This is a genomic window from Aeromonas sp. A600620 (genome assembly GCF_029479985.1).
Lineage (GTDB): Bacteria > Pseudomonadota > Gammaproteobacteria > Enterobacterales > Aeromonadaceae > Aeromonas > Aeromonas veronii_A.
The window spans coordinates 220,356-235,895 of record NZ_JAAKXB010000002.1 but is presented as its reverse complement, the minus strand read 5'-3'; the positions used below and the strand labels follow the sequence as shown (position 1 = coordinate 235,895).

11 protein-coding genes are annotated in these 15,540 nt (G+C 61.8%); 7 read left to right on the top strand and 4 right to left on the bottom strand.

Annotated features, from left to right (window positions below; all coding sequences use genetic code 11):
- The first annotated feature begins 390 nt into the window (after nt 1-390).
- From G5533_RS03735 to G5533_RS03705, 7 genes are all read left to right on the top strand, one after another.
- Nucleotides 391-1,590 (top strand): efflux RND transporter periplasmic adaptor subunit, encoded by a 1,200-nt coding sequence (locus G5533_RS03735; protein WP_005353223.1) that lies wholly within the window; start codon nt 391-393, stop codon nt 1,588-1,590.
- A gap of 9 nt (nt 1,591-1,599) precedes the next feature.
- On the top strand, nt 1,600-4,710 hold the full coding sequence (locus G5533_RS03730) for an efflux RND transporter permease subunit (RefSeq protein ID WP_201945915.1): 3,111 nt from the start codon (nt 1,600-1,602) through the stop codon (nt 4,708-4,710).
- A gap of 116 nt (nt 4,711-4,826) precedes the next feature.
- Nucleotides 4,827-5,579, top strand: coding sequence for a substrate-binding periplasmic protein (locus G5533_RS03725; RefSeq protein ID WP_058055876.1), 753 nt, complete (start codon nt 4,827-4,829; stop codon nt 5,577-5,579).
- A gap of 57 nt (nt 5,580-5,636) precedes the next feature.
- Nucleotides 5,637-6,137, top strand: coding sequence for a hypothetical protein (locus tag G5533_RS03720; protein WP_421254928.1), 501 nt, complete (start codon nt 5,637-5,639; stop codon nt 6,135-6,137).
- 272 nt (nt 6,138-6,409) lie between these two features.
- Nucleotides 6,410-7,942, top strand: coding sequence for an efflux RND transporter periplasmic adaptor subunit (locus G5533_RS03715; RefSeq protein ID WP_421171803.1), 1,533 nt, complete (start codon nt 6,410-6,412; stop codon nt 7,940-7,942).
- Between the two features lie 73 nt (nt 7,943-8,015).
- Nucleotides 8,016-11,144, top strand: a complete 3,129-nt coding sequence (locus G5533_RS03710; RefSeq protein ID WP_441254509.1) for an efflux RND transporter permease subunit — start codon at nt 8,016-8,018, stop codon at nt 11,142-11,144.
- Nucleotides 11,145-11,188: 44 nt separating this feature from the next.
- Nucleotides 11,189-11,542, top strand: coding sequence for a copper-binding protein (locus tag G5533_RS03705; RefSeq protein WP_441254508.1), 354 nt, complete (start codon nt 11,189-11,191; stop codon nt 11,540-11,542).
- Nucleotides 11,543-11,618: 76 nt separating this feature from the next.
- On the opposite strand, the gene G5533_RS03700 is transcribed toward G5533_RS03705, so the two are convergent.
- The 4 genes from G5533_RS03700 to G5533_RS03685 form a co-directional block, all read right to left on the bottom strand.
- On the bottom strand, nt 11,619-12,407 hold the full coding sequence (locus G5533_RS03700) for a hypothetical protein (protein WP_441254507.1): 789 nt from the start codon (nt 12,405-12,407) through the stop codon (nt 11,619-11,621).
- Between the two features lie 284 nt (nt 12,408-12,691).
- Nucleotides 12,692-13,609 (bottom strand): ABC transporter substrate-binding protein, encoded by a 918-nt coding sequence (locus G5533_RS03695; protein WP_441254576.1) that lies wholly within the window; start codon nt 13,607-13,609, stop codon nt 12,692-12,694.
- A gap of 83 nt (nt 13,610-13,692) precedes the next feature.
- Complete coding sequence (locus G5533_RS03690; RefSeq protein ID WP_441254506.1) at nt 13,693-14,496, bottom strand: ABC transporter ATP-binding protein; 804 nt, start codon at nt 14,494-14,496, stop codon at nt 13,693-13,695.
- On the bottom strand, nt 14,496-15,533 hold the full coding sequence (locus G5533_RS03685) for a FecCD family ABC transporter permease (protein ID WP_441254505.1): 1,038 nt from the start codon (nt 15,531-15,533) through the stop codon (nt 14,496-14,498). Before G5533_RS03685 ends, G5533_RS03690 begins: the two co-directional genes overlap by 1 nt.
- Between the last annotated feature and the right edge of the window lie 7 nt (nt 15,534-15,540).

The following is a 15,540-nucleotide window of genomic DNA, read 5'->3' as shown; positions in this document are numbered from 1 at the left end:
CAAGATTAACCGATGAGCCGCGACGAATTCGTAAACTGTGAAGCGGCTCGCGGTTGCCTGCGATAAAAGGGCGTAAAAAACCCATCCAGACAAGGTGCCTTATGGCACCTTATTTTTTGCAGCAAGGAGTGGCTGGCATGATACGGTTGCGAAGAGCCTTGGCCCGGGATGAACATCCCCGAAGCCCCCCGCCCAAATCGGAAAAGTCAGACTTTTTTCGTCAATCGGCAACCCTAATTGCCACTTTGAGAAGGTTGTGTTCAAGGTTGCCGCCCTATCATCTCCCATTCCAATCATAAATAAGTTGTTTTTTTAATCATGAAGTTAATGATGTGTATGGAGAAACATGCTGAAAGCAGCAGCCGAAATCGATCCAACAGGAGTGTGATGATGAAGGTGCCCAATGCCGGAAGAGAGGTTTACAAACGCAGCTTGCTGACCCTGGCGCTGATCAGCGGTCTGAGTGCCTGTGGCGGCGAGACGACCCAGACGGCCCAGACCATGCCCGCCGTACCTGTGGTGGTCGCCGAGGTCAAGCTGACCGATGTGCCGCTCACCACCGAGATGGTGGGAGAGACCGCCGGTTTTCGCGAGATCGATGTGCGCTCCCGGGTCAGTGGCATCCTGCTCAAGCGCACTTATGTGGAAGGCCAGCCGGTTACCGCCGGTCAGGAGCTGTTTTTGATTGACCCTGAGCCCTACAAGGTGGCGCTGGAGCAGGCCAAAGGGACTTTGGCTCAGGAGCAGGCCCGTCTAAACAAGGCCCGTGCCGATCGGGATCGCATCATTCCCCTCTTCAAGCGTCAGGTGGTCAGTCGCAAGGACTATGACGACACCATCGCCAACTATGAAGCGGCCATCGCCAGTCATCAGGCCGCTCAGGCCAAGGTGAAAGAGGCGGAGCTCAACCTCAGCTACACCCAGGTGACCGCCCCCATCAACGGCATGGCGAGCAAGAGCTCCCAGTCCGAGGGGAGCCTTATCTCCACCAGCGGCGACAACGGCCTGCTCACTACCATCACCCAGTTTGATCCGCTCTACGTCAACTTCTCCTACTCGGAGCAGGATCGCCTCAACTTCGAAAACTCGGTAAAGAAAGGGGTGATTGAAGCGAAGGATGCCACCACCTGGCGCACCCATATTCGTCTGGCCGATGGCTCCCTCTATCCGGAGGCGGGCAAGCTCAACTTCTCCGACAACCGGGTCGATCCCCAGACCGGCACCATCCGTGCCCGTGCCATCTTCGACAACAAGGACGGCGTACTGCTGCCCGGCCAGTTTGTCCGCATGACCATCGATCTGGGCACCCGCAAAAACGCCATCGTGGTGCCGCCCCGCGCCATCGTCCAGTCCCAGGCTGACCGCATGGTGATGGTGGTCGATGCCGACAACAAGGTGGTGCCCCGTCCGGTGACCCTGGGCGCGGCAGTCGACTCCGGCGTGCTGATCGAGAGCGGCCTGCAGGCAGGTGAGCGCTATATCGTCGAAGGCTTGATGAAGGCCCGCCCCGGCGCCGTGGTGAAACCTGTCTCTGCCGACGAGATGAAGGCGATCACCGGCAAGGTGGTCAGCCAGTCTGCGGCCAAGTAAGGAGCCCGTATGTTTTCCAAGTTCTTCATAGAACGCCCCATCTTCGCCAGCGTGATTTCGATCATCATCGTGCTGGGCGGTTTGGCGGCGATGCGGGCGCTCCCCATCGAGCAATATCCCCAGATCACCCCGCCGGTGGTCTCGGTCACGGCGTTTTATCCGGGCGCAACCCCGGAGGTGATCTCCCAGACCGTGGCAGCGCCGCTGGAGCAGCAGATCAACGGCGTCGAGCGGATGATCTACATGCAGTCGGGGTCGGCCTCCAACGGCCAGATGAACCTCAACGTCTACTTCGAGATCGGCACCGATCCGGATCAGGCCACCATCAACGTCAACAACCGGGTCTCGGCCGCCATGGCCCAGCTGCCGGAAGAGGTGAAAAAGCAGGGAGTGACTGTCAAGAAGAAATCGACCTCCATCCTGCAGGTGGTCACCCTCCAGTCACCGAACGGCTCGTTTGATACCACCTATCTGTCGAACTACGCCCTGCTCAACATCATCGACGAGCTCAAGCGGATTCCCGGCATCGGTGATACCACTCTGTTTGGCGGTACAGACTATGCGATGCGCATCTGGCTGCGGCCGGATCGACTGGCACAGCTCGAGCTCACCCCGAGCGACGTGATCGGCGCCATTCGCGAGCAGAACACCCAGTTCGCGGCGGGCAAGATCGGTGCCCAACCCACCACGGCTCCCATCGACTTCACCTACACAGTGCAGACCAAGGGGCGCCTTGAGGATGTGAAGGAGTTCCAGAACATCATCGTCCGCTCCATGCCCGATGGCTCCAAGATCCGGGTCCGCGATGTCGCTCGGGTCGAGCTGGGGGGCAAGGATTATGATCTGGTCGCCCGCGCCAACGGCAAACCGGCCATCGGTATCGCTACCTATCTGCAGCCCGGTGCCAACGCCGTCGCGGTCGCCGATGCGGTACACGCCACCATGGAGCGACTCAAGGAGCGCTTCCCGCAGGATATCGAGTACCAGATTCCGTACGACACCACCGAGTTCGTGAAGATCTCCATCGAAGAGGTGGTACACACCCTGTTCGAGGCAATCGTACTGGTATTCGTGGTGGTCTACCTGTTCCTGCAAAACTTCCGCGCCACCCTGATCCCCTGTATCGCGGTGCCGGTGTCGCTCATCGGGACCTTCGCCGGCATGTTGGTGCTCGGTTTCTCCATCAACCTGCTGACCCTGTTCGGCATGGTGCTCGCCATCGGTATCGTGGTGGATGACGCCATCGTGGTGCTCGAAAACGTCGAGCGGATCATGAGCGAGAAGAAGTGCTCCGCCAAAGAGGCGGCCATCCTCGCCATGCAGGAGGTCTCCGGTCCGGTGGTCGCCATCGTGCTGGTGCTCTGCGCCGTGTTCCTGCCGGTCGCCTTTATGGGCGGCATGACGGGGGTGATGTACAAACAGTTCGCCATCACGGTAGCGGTCTCGGTCGCCATCTCCGGTCTGGTGGCACTGACTCTCTCCCCGGCCCTCTGTGCCGTGTTGCTGAAAGAGGGACACCACAAACCGGCCCGCTTCTTCGTCTGGTTCAACGAAAAATTTGACCAGCTGACCCGCGGCTATGTGCGGGGTGTAGCCTTCCTGAACCGTCGGGTGGGGGTCGCCTTTGCCATCATCGCCGTGCTGATCCTCTCCATCTACGGCCTCTTCCTGAAAGTGCCGGGCGAACTGGTACCGAACGAAGATCAGGGCTACCTCATCTCCGCCGTCATGCTGCCGGATGCCGCCGCCATGAGCCGGACCCAGGCGGTGGCGGATCAGTTCGACAAGATCGCCATGGCCAACCCCCATGTGAAGGATGTGATCACCTTCTCGGGCTTTGACATTCTCTCCAATGCCATCATCAGCAACAGCGGCATGACCTTCATTACCCTGAAGGACTGGAGCGAGCGTCAGGGGGCCGGGCAGGACTCCTTCTCGCTGGCCAAGACCTTCCAGGGCTTGAGCCTGATGGGGCTGGCGGATGGCTTTGTCGCCTCCTTCAACCCGCCTCCCATTCAGGGGATGTCCACCACAGGTGGCCTTGAGGCCTATCTGCAAAACCGTGGCACCGGCAACGCCCAGGCCTTCTCAGGCGAAGTACAGCGCTTCCTCGAAGCAGCCAAGGCGCGCCCGGAGTTTGCCAGCGTCACCAGCACCTACCGCGCCAACGTGCCGCAGGTCTATCTCGACCTGGATCGCGAAAAGGCCAAGGCGCTGGGGCTGCCGATCAACGCGGTGTTTGACACCATGCAGGCCACCTTCGGCCAGGTCTATGTCAACGACTTCAACCAGTTCGGCCGTACCTACCGGGTGCAGTTGCAGTCCGAGGCAGACTACCGCGCCAAGAAGAGCGACATCCGCAACGTCTATGTCCGCTCCGACAAGGGGGAGATGATCCCGCTCAGCAGTCTGGTGACGGTGCGTGATGCCACCGGCCCCGAACTGGTCGAACGCTTCAACATCTTCCAGGCCGCCAAGATCATGGCCCAGCCCGCCCCAGGCTACAGCTCGGGTCAGGCCATCGCCGCGCTGGAAGAGGTCGCCAATGAGGCTCTTGGCAACGACGCCAAGCTGGAGTGGACCGGCTCCGCCTATCAGGAGAAAGCGGCCGCAGGCAGTGCAGGCATGGCCTTTGGTTTCGGTATCGTGATGATCTTCCTCATTTTGGCCGCCCAGTATGAACGCTGGAGCCTGCCGTTTGCGGTGATCACCGCGGTACCGTTCGCCCTGTTCGGTGCCCTGCTCGCCACCTGGCTGGTGGGGCTGACCAACAACGTCTACTTCCAGATCGGGCTGGTGACCCTGGTCGGCCTTGCCGCCAAGAACGCCATCCTGATCGTGGAGTTCGCGGTGATGAAGCACGAAGAGGGGATGAGCCTCATCGAGTCGGCACTGGAGGCGGCGCGCCTGCGTTTCCGTCCCATTGTGATGACCTCGCTCGCCTTCATCCTCGGCTGTGTGCCGTTGGTCACCTCCAGCGGCGCCGGTGCGGCAAGCCGTCACGCCCTCGGCTGGCCGGTCATCGGCGGCATGCTGGCGGCCACCTTTATCGCCATCTTCTTTATCCCGCTCTTCTTCCGCCTCATCATGAAAGGGTCGGAAAAACGCGCCAAGCCGTAACGCTCTCCACGGGCGTTCCACCGATAACAAACTGCCCCCGCCCGTGCGGGGGTATTTTTTTGTCTGCGGTGTGCTTCAATGACACACATCGAGACTTTTTTGCACAGGATCCGGATATGCTGGCTCAGCTCTGGCTCGCGACGACCTTGACGACCACTACCCTCTCCGCCTGTGGTCATCACGATTATCCCCCCTGGAACTGGCTGAGCGATGGCAAGATCATCGGCGTTTGTGCCGAAGTAGTCAGTACCCTCTATCAACGGTTGGGTTTCAATGTGGATCTCTCCTATGTGGGCCCCTGGGCCCGCTGTCAGCAGAAAGTGGCGAAAGGAGAGGTCGACATCAATATCTGTGCGCTGCGCAACGAAGAGAGAGCACACTACTCCCGCTTTACCCGAACGCCCATGGCCATCAATGACATGGCGGTGTTCGTGCGCCAACCCGGCAGCCGCTTGCTGCAGCGACGGGAGGATCTGACCGGACTGCGGGGAGCCATGATGATAGGCGTCAGCCTTGGCAGCGAAATGGATGATTTTTTGCAAGCAAATACCCGCATCTACAGGGTCAACTCCCTCAAGCAGGTATTTGGCCTGCTGGCCAGTGACCGGGTCGACTTCGTTCCCTATGGCCGCTCTTCCGGCCGCCTGTTTTTGAGCGAAAATTACCCGAGCAGCGGAATGGTTGATCTGCAGTGGCCACTGCAGCGCGGTGAGCTCTATATTTCTGTTTCACTACAATCTCCCCATCTTGGCACCCTCGAACAGCTGGAACCCATGCTGCAAGCGCCGGGCATGAGGCAGTGGATAGATCAGCTGCTGGAGAAATACAGCGACATCTATCTGCAACAACAGCGCCAGCCCTCGCCTTGACCTTCTCCCAGAAGCAAGGTTTAGAGTCTGGATACCAGATCCTAAAGGATGACCGGATTGTCACTCACCCAGCTTGCGACAAGATTGCCCTCTGCCCTGCTAGCCCGGCTATTGCTGGCTCTGCTGCTCGTGTGCAATCTGACCCTCTGCATCAGCTGGCATGGTTCTCCCCTCTCCTCCGAGACGACCCAAAGCAGCCCCCTGCCAATGGTGATGTTGGATTCATCCATGGCGATGGCGGATGGCGAGAGCTCTCATGCGATGCCCGCAATGTCTCACCCGAGCGATACCATGGCCCTCTCCTGCCATCAGGGATACGAGGGGTCGGCCATGGGCGATGAGTGCCAGATGCAGACCGGCGTCAATGCCCTCTCCTTCGGCGCGATAGCTCTGCTGGGTGTATTGGTCGCCCTGCTGATCTTCCCCCTGCTACTTGGCAGTAACTTCGCAACTGCACTGCTTGATAACTGGTTGCGGGATCCCTTCCTGCGATCACGCGGTACCCATCCCCCCTCCTGGCCGCGCCGACACCTGATGTTGTCGGTGCTGCGACACTAGAAAGATCTTCTCTTGCGGCAGCGGCAAGCCTCGGCTTGCCCGTCTCCTGCCGCCTTGCCTGACCCTGTGCCCCGGCCAAACCGGCCCGCTCACTGGGAGCCGTGCGCGCTGATACAGCTGCGCCCCGTTTGCCGCCAATCCCTTAGGTGATGCCTTGTCCATCTCCGATCCGGCGGCCTGCACAAGAGAAGAGATATGATGTCACTTGTCCCTGTTACCGGCCTTATCGCCGCCAAGAACTTTGCCACCCTGCCACTAAGTGGGGGTGTGCGATGAGCCAGAAACTGCTGGTATCAGCCCTGCTGCTGGCCCTCGGCGCCGGTGGCGGCTACTGGGCTGCCAAACAGACCACTGCTAGCACCGTGGCCAAGGAGAAGACGCCGCTCTACTGGGTCAACCCCATGGATCCGCGCGACAAGCGCAATGCCCCGGCCAAGGACAACATGGGGATGGACTTTATCCCCGTCTATGAGGAAAAACAGGGCGGCTCACCGGGCACTGTCACCATCAGCCCCGAGATCCAGCAGAACCTGGGGGTGCGGCTTGCCAAGGTGGAGAAGCTCCCTATCCACCAGCAGATCGAGACGGTGGGCTACGTCGGTTATGACGAGGACAAGCTGGAGGCGGTCAACGCCCGCATGGCGGGCTGGATCCGCACCCTCGCCATCAAGAGCGAAGGGCAGCAGGTGAGCAAGGGGAGCCTTATTTACGAGCTCTACGCCCCGGATCTGGTCAACGCCCAGCACGAATACCTGCTGGCCCTCAACACTGCCAACCCGCTGCTGCTGCGCGCCGCCGAAGGCAAGCTCAAGTCCCTGCAGGTACCGGCAGATCAGATAGCGGCCCTCAAGCGCACCCGTCAGGTGCAGGAGACGGTGCGTATCTATGCCCCCAGCAGCGGTTATGTCTCCGAGCTGAAGGTGCGCGAAGGCCAGTATGTGGAGCCCGCCGCGGCGCTCTTTAACATCAGCACCCTCAAGCAGGTGTGGGTGAGTGCAGAGGTGTTCGAGCGCCAGGCCGCCCAGCTGAAGGTGGGGGATCCGGTCACCATGACCCTCGACTACGCCCCCGGCCGCCACTGGCAGGGCCGGGTCGATTACCTCTACCCGACTCTGGATGCCACCACCCGTACCCTCAAGGTGCGGCTGCGCTTCGCCAACCCGGACGAGTTTTTGAAACCCAATATGTTCGCCAAGGTGACGATTCAGGCGGGCAAGGGAGAGCCGCAACCGGTGGTGCCGAGCGAAGCGGTGATCCGTACCGGCAGCCAGGACCGGCTGGTACTGGCGCTGGGGGATGGCAGCTTCAAGTCGGTGGCCGTCACTCTGGGTCCCCAGTTTGGCGACAAGGTGGCCATCAAGGAAGGGGTAGAGGCGGGGGATAACATCGTCAGCTCGGCCCAGTTCCTGCTCGACTCCGAGTCGGCCATCGATTCAGACTTCCAGCGTATGACGGCAGTGCGCCCTGCCCAGGTATGGACCCAGGGCGAGGTTGAAAGCATCGATCTGGCCAACCGTACCCTGATGGTCTCCCACCAACCCATCCCCGAGTGGCAGTGGCCAGCCATGGAGATGGAATTCACCGTCGCCGAAGGAGTCGACATCAGCAAGCTGGTCGAGGGACAGACCCTCCATCTGCAGGTGATGCAGGAGGGGGATGAGTACCGCATCACCACCATCCATCAGCAGCAAACGCCAGCAAGCGGTGACACCGCCAAGCCTGCGGCAGATGAGATGGAGAAGATGGAAGACATGGACCATAGCCAGCATCAGATGGCGATGCCCGAGGTGGAGAAGAAATCATGATCCCTTCCATCATTCGCTGCCTGACAGGCAACCGCTCTCCGCTCTCTGCACCCAATGAGCAAGGAGCCCAACCATGATCCCCTCGATTATTCGCTGGTCCGTGGGCAACCGCTTTCTGGTGCTGCTATTGACCCTCATGCTCACCGCCTGGGGGCTCTGGTCGGTCAAGCAAACCCCGGTGGACGCCCTGCCGGATCTCTCCGACGTGCAGGTGATCATCAAGACCTCCTATCCAGGCCAGGCGCCCCAGGTGGTGGAGGATCAGGTGACCTACCCGCTCACCACCGCCATGCTGGCGGTGCCGGGGGCCACCACGGTGCGCGGCTACTCCTTCTTCGGCGACTCCTTCGTCTATGTGCTGTTTGACGACAACACCGACCTCTACTGGGCTCGCGCCCGGGTGCTGGAGTATTTGAGCCAGGTTGCGCCCAACCTGCCCGCCTCCGCCCGCCCCCAGCTCGGCCCCGATGCCACCGGGGTGGGCTGGGTCTACCAGTACGCGTTGGTGGACAGAACCGGCAAGCACGACCTCAGCCAGCTCACCTCTCTGCAAAACTGGTTCCTCAAGTACGAGCTGCAGACGGTGGAAGGGGTCTCAGAGGTCGCCACCGTGGGTGGCATGGTGCGCCAGTATCAGGTGCGGGTCGACCCGGACAAGCTGCGCGCCTACGGCATCCCGCTCTCCCTAATCGAGACCGCCATCAAGCAGGGCAACCAGGAGACCGGCGCTTCCGTCATCGAGATGGCAGAAGCGGAGTACATGGTGCGCTCCAACGGCTATCTCAAGAGCGTCGAGGATCTGAAGCAGATCCCGCTCGGCACCAATGTGCGCGGCGCCCCGCTGCTGCTGGGCGACGTGGCGGATGTGGTCACCGGGCCCCAGAGCCGGCGCGGCCTGGCCGAGCTCAATGGCGAAGGGGAAGTGGTGGGCGGCATTATCGTCATGCGCTATGGCGAGAATGCCCAGCACACCATCGACGGGGTCAAGGCGCGGCTCGCTCAGCTGAAGAGCAGCCTGCCGGAGGGGGTGGAGGTGGTCACCGTCTACGATCGCTCCGACCTTATCCAGCGCGCCATCGATAACCTCTCCGGCAAGCTGGTGGAGGAGTTCGCGGTAGTGGTGCTGGTCTGTCTGGCCTTCCTGTTCCACCTGCGCTCGTCACTGGTGGTGGTCATCACCCTGCCCATCGCCATTCTGGTGGCCTTTATCGTGATGCATCTGCAGGGGATCAACGCCAACATCATGTCGCTGGGGGGCATCGCCATCGCCATCGGCGCCATGGTGGATGGCGCCATCGTGATGATCGAGAACGTCCACAAACACATGGAGCGGGAGGCGCTCACCGACAAGAACCGCTGGCGCATCATCACCGAGGCGAGCATCGAGGTGGGGCCCGCCATCTTCTTCTCCCTGCTGATCATCACTATCAGCTTCCTGCCGGTGTTTGCGCTGGAGGCGCAGGAGGGGCGGATGTTCCACCCCCTCGCCTTCACCAAGACCTACGCCATGGCGGCGGCCGCCGCGCTTGCCATCACGCTGGTGCCGGTGATCATGGGTTACTTCATCCGTGGCAAGGTACTGGCGGAGCAGGCCAACCCGCTGAACCGCTGGCTGAGCCAAGGCTATGTGCCGCTGCTCAAAGCCGTCTTGGCCCGCCCGAAAACCACCCTGGCCATCGCCGCCGTGGTGACGGTGGCAGGCTTCTGGCCGCTCAAGTACCTGGGCTCCGAGTTCATTCCGCCGCTCGATGAGGGGGACATCATGTATATGCCCACCACCGCAGCCAATATCTCGGTGGGCAAGGCGCGGGAGATTTTGCAGCAGACCGACAAGCTCATTCGTACCGTACCCGAGGTGCAGAACGTGTTCGGCAAGGCGGGGCGCGCCGAAACCGCCACCGACCCTGCCGATCTGGTGATGATGGAGACCAGCATCCAGCTCAAGCCCCGGGATCAGTGGCGCCCCGGCATGACCCCGGAGAAGCTGAAAGAGGAGCTCGACTCCCTCATCCGCTTCCCCGGCCTCACCAACGCCTGGGTGCCCCCCATCAAGACCCGCATCGACATGCTTGCCACCGGTATCAAGACCCCGGTCGGCATCAAGATAGCGGGGCCGGATCTCAAGGTGATCCAGCAACTCGGCCAACAGCTCGAACAGATCGTTGGCAAGGTGGAGGGCGCCTCATCGGTCTACGCCGAGCGGGTGGCGGGTGGCCGCTACGTCAAGGTGGATATCGACCGGCTCAAAGCGGCCCGCTATGGCCTCAACATCGCCGATGTACAGGCGGTGCTCGCCACCGCAGTGGGCGGCATGGAGGTTGGCCAAACCATCGAGGGGCGCGAACGCTATCCCATCAACCTGCGCTACCCCCAGAGCTATCGCGATTCTGTAGCCAGCTTGGAGCTGCTGCCGGTGGTCACTCCAAGTGGCGCTCGCATCGCGCTGGCGGATGTAGCCCGGGTCTACATCAGCGATGAAGCCCCCATGCTGCGCAGTGAAAACGCGCGGCTCAACGGCTGGGTCTACGTCGATATTCGCGGCCGCGATATCGGCTCCTTCGTCGATGAGGCCAAAGCCGAGGTGGGCAAGCATCTGGTGCTGCCGGCGGGCTACGCCCTCACCTGGTCTGGCCAATACGAGTACATGGAACGGGCCAAGGCGCGCCTCGCCTACGTGGTGCCGCTGACGGTCGCCATTATCGTGCTGCTGCTCTATCTGGCGTTTCGCCGCGTTCAGGAGGTGCTGCTCATTCTCACCACCTTGCCGCTGGCGGTGGTGGGGGGGATCTGGACCCTCTGGCTGCTCGACTTCAACCTCTCGGTGGCGGTCGGGGTGGGCTTTATCGCTCTGGCGGGGGTGGCGGTAGAGACCGGCGTCTTGATGCTGGTCTACCTCAACCATGCCTGGGATGACCTGGTGGCCAGTGGCAAGCCGGACAAGGCGGGTCTGCACCGGGCGGTGATCCACGGCGCCGCCCTGCGCCTACGCCCCAAGATGATGACGGTGGTCACCATCATCGCTGGCCTCTTGCCCATCATGTGGAGCCACGGCACCGGATCCGAGGTGATGCAGCGCATCGCCGCCCCCATGATCGGCGGCATGGTGAGCGCGCTGGTGCTGACCCTCTTGGTGCTGCCCGCCGCCTACTACCTGTGGCGCAGTCGCAGCCTTGGCAAGAGCTCGTACCCGCAATCCGAGTAACCCGATTTCACGATCCATATTGACTGAACGATAAGGAAACCATCATGAACTACAAAACGCTGACCCTGACCCTGCTGCTTGGCCTTGCCACCCAGACCAACCTGCAAGCCGAAGAGATGATGCACCATGAAGGGCACGAGATGAGCCAGACGGGTGAGATGAGCAAACAGGCCGCAATGGTGATGACCAAGGGGGTCATTACCCGCCTCGATGAGGGGCGCGGCAAAGTCGGCATCAAGCACGAGGCGATCGAGAACCTCAAGATGCCCCCCATGACCATGGTCTTTCGAGTAGCTAACCCGGCCCAGCTCCAGGATCTGAAGGTGGGGGATGCGGTGCGTTTTCACGCCGAGAACCCGGACGGCAAGCTAACCGTAACCACTATCCAGAAACAGTAATCAGAGTCATTTCAAAAAAAAACGGCGGGATCATCCCGCCGTTTTCTGTTATTGCACCATCCGCCGAGCGGTCTCCTCAGCCGTTCGGATAGGCTTGGGCTATGTTGGCCTGCGCCACCCCCATCAACTGAACCGAGATATCCTGCAGCACATAGAGGTCGCGGCGACGGGTCCAGGGTTGATCGGATTGCTCGTCGTACCAGACGGGCAGTTCGCTCCCCTCCGGGGCATGGCTCGCCACCTTGCGGGCACGGCAGGTGATGATGCAGCGCTTGACGTGGTCGCGGTGACCGATAACGGCCGCCGTGCCAAGGGCGGCGGCATCTCCGCCGGCATAATCCCTGACAATGGCCTCCACCACGCCGTCCGTGCTGAGGTAGACCAGCTTGCCTTCATTATCCCAGTAAGGCTCGATGGAGATGACATCCCGGGCTGGAATGTCCGGATAGCGGGCCGAGTCGAGGAAGCGGGCAATCTCCCATTGCACGTACATGGGCACCGGCTTTTGCCGATAGAGGGCCGCACAGCAGGCAGCCAGAGCCTCGTTCATGGGGCCGGGCTCGGCCAGTTCATCCGGGTTGCCCGAGGCGTTGGGGCGGTTGCCGAAGGCAAAGGCGATGACGCAGTGGGCCTGGTCGATGGCGACCCGGGACGGGGTCATGTTGAAGCAGGCCTCCTCGATGAAGGGGGCCAGCTGGCGGGCCGTCTGCTCGTCGTGCAGCTCGGCGCTCAGCCGGTCGGTCAGGGTGGTGCGAAAATCCGCCGCACTCCCCTGGCTGTCATTGCTGCTGTTGCAGCCGGTGAGGGTGGCGACCAGGGGGGTACTCAACAGCCCCAGGGTGACTCTACGTCGACTCTCGTTCATTTAGATTCCTCTTTGGTAGCAAGCACTTAACGGGAACAAGCAGCAATTAACCCTTGACCCAATAAACGCTCATACCATACGGAAAAACGGGGGCGACAAAAGCCATACCGCGAGGCTCGTACCCAGAACGTGCAGCAATTCACACATTAATCAATAAACGAAAGCACTCTTTTGCGAATGAGCCAATAAAAGAAATTAACATCCACATTAATGAACCACTGATAGATAGATACTCTATCTGTGGTTCATTCGCACAGATTTCATCCCTCAGATAACGCGCTCGTTCAGCTGCGGGTTGCCAGCAACTGCTCCACATCCTCGATCACCTTGAGGGCCGCCTGTGGGCCACCGCTGGAGGTCCAGAGCGATCCGTCCACGGCGCCAAAGCGCTTGGCCTTGATCACCGGCAACTGCTGGAACGCCGGGGTCTGCTCCGCCTGACGCATGGCATCCACCGCATCACCGGTGGCGCTCAGGGTACCGACCACCAGCCAGTCTGCATCCAGCAGGTTGAGGGACTCCAGACTCAGCGCCGGTGAGTGGGGCGCGCCAGTCCCCTGTTGTTTGCTTGGACGCACCAGCCCCATCGACTCCACTACGCTGCTGGCAAAGGTGCCCTGATACATGAAGCTCGGCCCCTTGGGATTCCAGCGCACTATGCTGATGCTCTCCCCCTGATGCTTGGCCAGCTTGCTGCGAGCCTGAGTCAACCGCTCGGCATACTGCAGCAAGAAAGTATCCCCTTGCTGGTCGCGGTTGAGGGTGTGAGCGGTGCGGCGGAAGCTATCCTGCCACGGTTCACCCCACTTGCTGGTCACCACGGTCGGCGCGATCTCCCCCAGCAAGGTCAGCAGCTCGGGACGGGTCTGGCCGGTCAGGATAAGGTCGGGCTCCAGCGCAATCAGCGACTCCAGATTGGGGCTGTCGAGATCGCCGATCACCTGGATACCCATGCCCGCCTTGTTCAGCAAATAGCGGGGCAAGGTGGGTTGACCACGGCCATTGACGGCGCCGATGGGGGTCAGCCCCAGGGTCAGGGTGCTGTCGAGTTCGAGCTCGCTCAGCACCACCACCCGCATTGGCTGGGCTGGCACCTGCACCTTCTGGCCAAACGCATCGGTCACTTCACGCATCTCCTGCGCCTGAACCTGCGGCGCGGCCAGCATCAGGATGGCTGCTGCCAGGGCGGTAAAACGCTTCATCATTTCACTCCTTCTCGTTGCACGGCCCGGATAATCGGCCGCGTGAATACACTCGGTGGGCCCACAGAGCAGGCCCATATGACTCAACTCGCCGAACGCAGGGCACGGCCATGTTCGTGGCGACGGGGCACGATAATGGGCGCCCCGTCGCCGGGGGCATGCAGAATGTCGACACTGGTCTGGTAGAGCCGGTCGATCAAGGACTTGGTCACCACCTCCCGGGCCGGGCCCATGGCGGCAATGGTCCCCTCGCCGATGGCGATCAGCTCGTCACAGTAGCGGGCCGCCATCGCCAGATCGTGGATCACCAGCAGCACGGTTTTGCCCTCGGCGGTGATGCGATGGATCGCCTCCATCACCTCGGTCTGGTGACCGATATCGAGGGCGCTGGTGGGCTCGTCGAGCAGCACCATGTCGCTGTCCTGCGCCAGGATCATCGCCAGCCACGCCCGCTGTGCCTGCCCGCCGGAGAGGGACGCAGCGCTCTGCTGCCAGATCCCCTCAAGCTGCATTCGCTCGCAGGCAATACGCACCATGCGGGCATCCTCCTCACCCCACTGATTGAACCAGCCCTGATGAGGGTGACGGCCATACTGCACCAGCTGCTCCACCAGAATGCCGGCAGGCAGGGTGGGCCGCTGGGGCAGATAGGCGAGCTCCCGCGCCAGCCCCTTCATGGGGTAGCTGGCAAGCGGCTTGCCTTTGAGCAGGATCTCGCCGCGTTGGACTTTCATCTGGCCAGATAGCAGCTTGAGCAGGGTCGATTTGCCGCAGCCGTTGGGGCCGACGATCCCCACCAGCTTGCCCCTCGGCACGCTGAAGGAGATGTCCCGCAGGATGGGAGTCTGCTGATAGGCGAAGTGGAGGCGATTTACGGTGAGCGTCATCAGTCAGCCCTCTGGCGATCGTTAACGAGAAGAAACAGCAGCAACAGGCCACCGAGAATGCGGGTCATGATACCGGTCGCCACCTCGTGGGGGCTGGCCAGCCCCCGAACCAGGGTATCACTGGCAAGCAGCAGCAGGGCGCCGCTGAGTGCCGCCAGCCAGAGCGGCACCACCCGGTCTTGTACCAGCCAGGAGGCAAGAATGGGGGCCGCCATGGCGATAAAGACCACGGGGCCGCCGATGGCGGTGCCGAGCGCCGCCACCAGAATGGCCTGGGCCAGAATGCCCAATTGCACCCGATCGCCGTTGACGCCAAGCCCTCTGGCCATCTCGGGGCCAAAGCGCAGCACCGCCAGCGAGCGGGAGAGATAGACGATCCACGGGCAGAGCAGCAGCAACAGGATGGCGATGGGGGTGATGGTGCTGTAACCCACGGCGATAAAGCTGCCCATATTCCACAAATAGAGGGAGCTCAGGTGCAGCAGGGCCTGAGTGGACATCACGAACTGGCCGAGCGCCTCGAACAGCTCGGAGAGGCCGATACCGATCACCACGAACAGATAGCCCTGCTCACCCGGTTTGCGGCAGAGGGCATAGAGCACCAGCGCCGCGAAGATGGCGCCGATGGGGGCCGCCCACCAGGGCCAGCTGCCCACGGTCAGATAGAGGGAGAAGATGATGATGGCCAGAGAGGCGCCGTTGTTGACCCCCACCATGTCGGGTGTGGCCAGCCGGTTGCGCACCAGCGTCTGCACCAGACAGCCTGAGAGCCCCATTGCAGCCCCCGCCACCACCACCCCAAGGATGCGCGGCAGCCGGATCTTGAACAGGGTGAGCTGCTCAAGCCGCGTCCCCTCCCCCATCAGGGTGTTGACCACCCCGGCAAAGCCGAGCTTGCCGCCGCCAACGCTCAGGGCCAGCAGAGCCAGGGCCAGCAACGCCACGGCCAGCAGAGCCAGCCAGCGCCAGCTTGGCAGATGGAGCAGCAAAGAGCGGTTGCCGGCCCGCAGGCAGAGCATATCGGTAGGTGTACGCATCAACCCC

Excerpts from the sequence above, each read along its gene's own strand:
- G5533_RS03735 (WP_005353223.1), top strand. The coding sequence starts at position 391 with ATGAAGGTGCCCAATGCCGGAAGAGAGGTTTACAAACGCAGCTTGCTG.
- G5533_RS03730 (WP_201945915.1), top strand. The coding sequence starts at position 1,600 with ATGTTTTCCAAGTTCTTCATAGAACGCCCCATCTTCGCCAGCGTGATT.
- G5533_RS03725 (WP_058055876.1), top strand. The coding sequence starts at position 4,827 with ATGCTGGCTCAGCTCTGGCTCGCGACGACCTTGACGACCACTACCCTC.
- G5533_RS03715 (WP_421171803.1), top strand. The coding sequence starts at position 6,410 with ATGAGCCAGAAACTGCTGGTATCAGCCCTGCTGCTGGCCCTCGGCGCC.
- G5533_RS03710 (WP_441254509.1), top strand. The coding sequence starts at position 8,016 with ATGATCCCCTCGATTATTCGCTGGTCCGTGGGCAACCGCTTTCTGGTG.
- G5533_RS03705 (WP_441254508.1), top strand. The coding sequence starts at position 11,189 with ATGAACTACAAAACGCTGACCCTGACCCTGCTGCTTGGCCTTGCCACC.
- G5533_RS03700 (WP_441254507.1), bottom strand. The coding sequence starts at position 12,407 with ATGAACGAGAGTCGACGTAGAGTCACCCTGGGGCTGTTGAGTACCCCC.
- G5533_RS03695 (WP_441254576.1), bottom strand. The coding sequence starts at position 13,609 with ATGAAGCGTTTTACCGCCCTGGCAGCAGCCATCCTGATGCTGGCCGCG.
- G5533_RS03690 (WP_441254506.1), bottom strand. The coding sequence starts at position 14,496 with ATGACGCTCACCGTAAATCGCCTCCACTTCGCCTATCAGCAGACTCCC.
- G5533_RS03685 (WP_441254505.1), bottom strand. The coding sequence starts at position 15,533 with ATGCGTACACCTACCGATATGCTCTGCCTGCGGGCCGGCAACCGCTCT.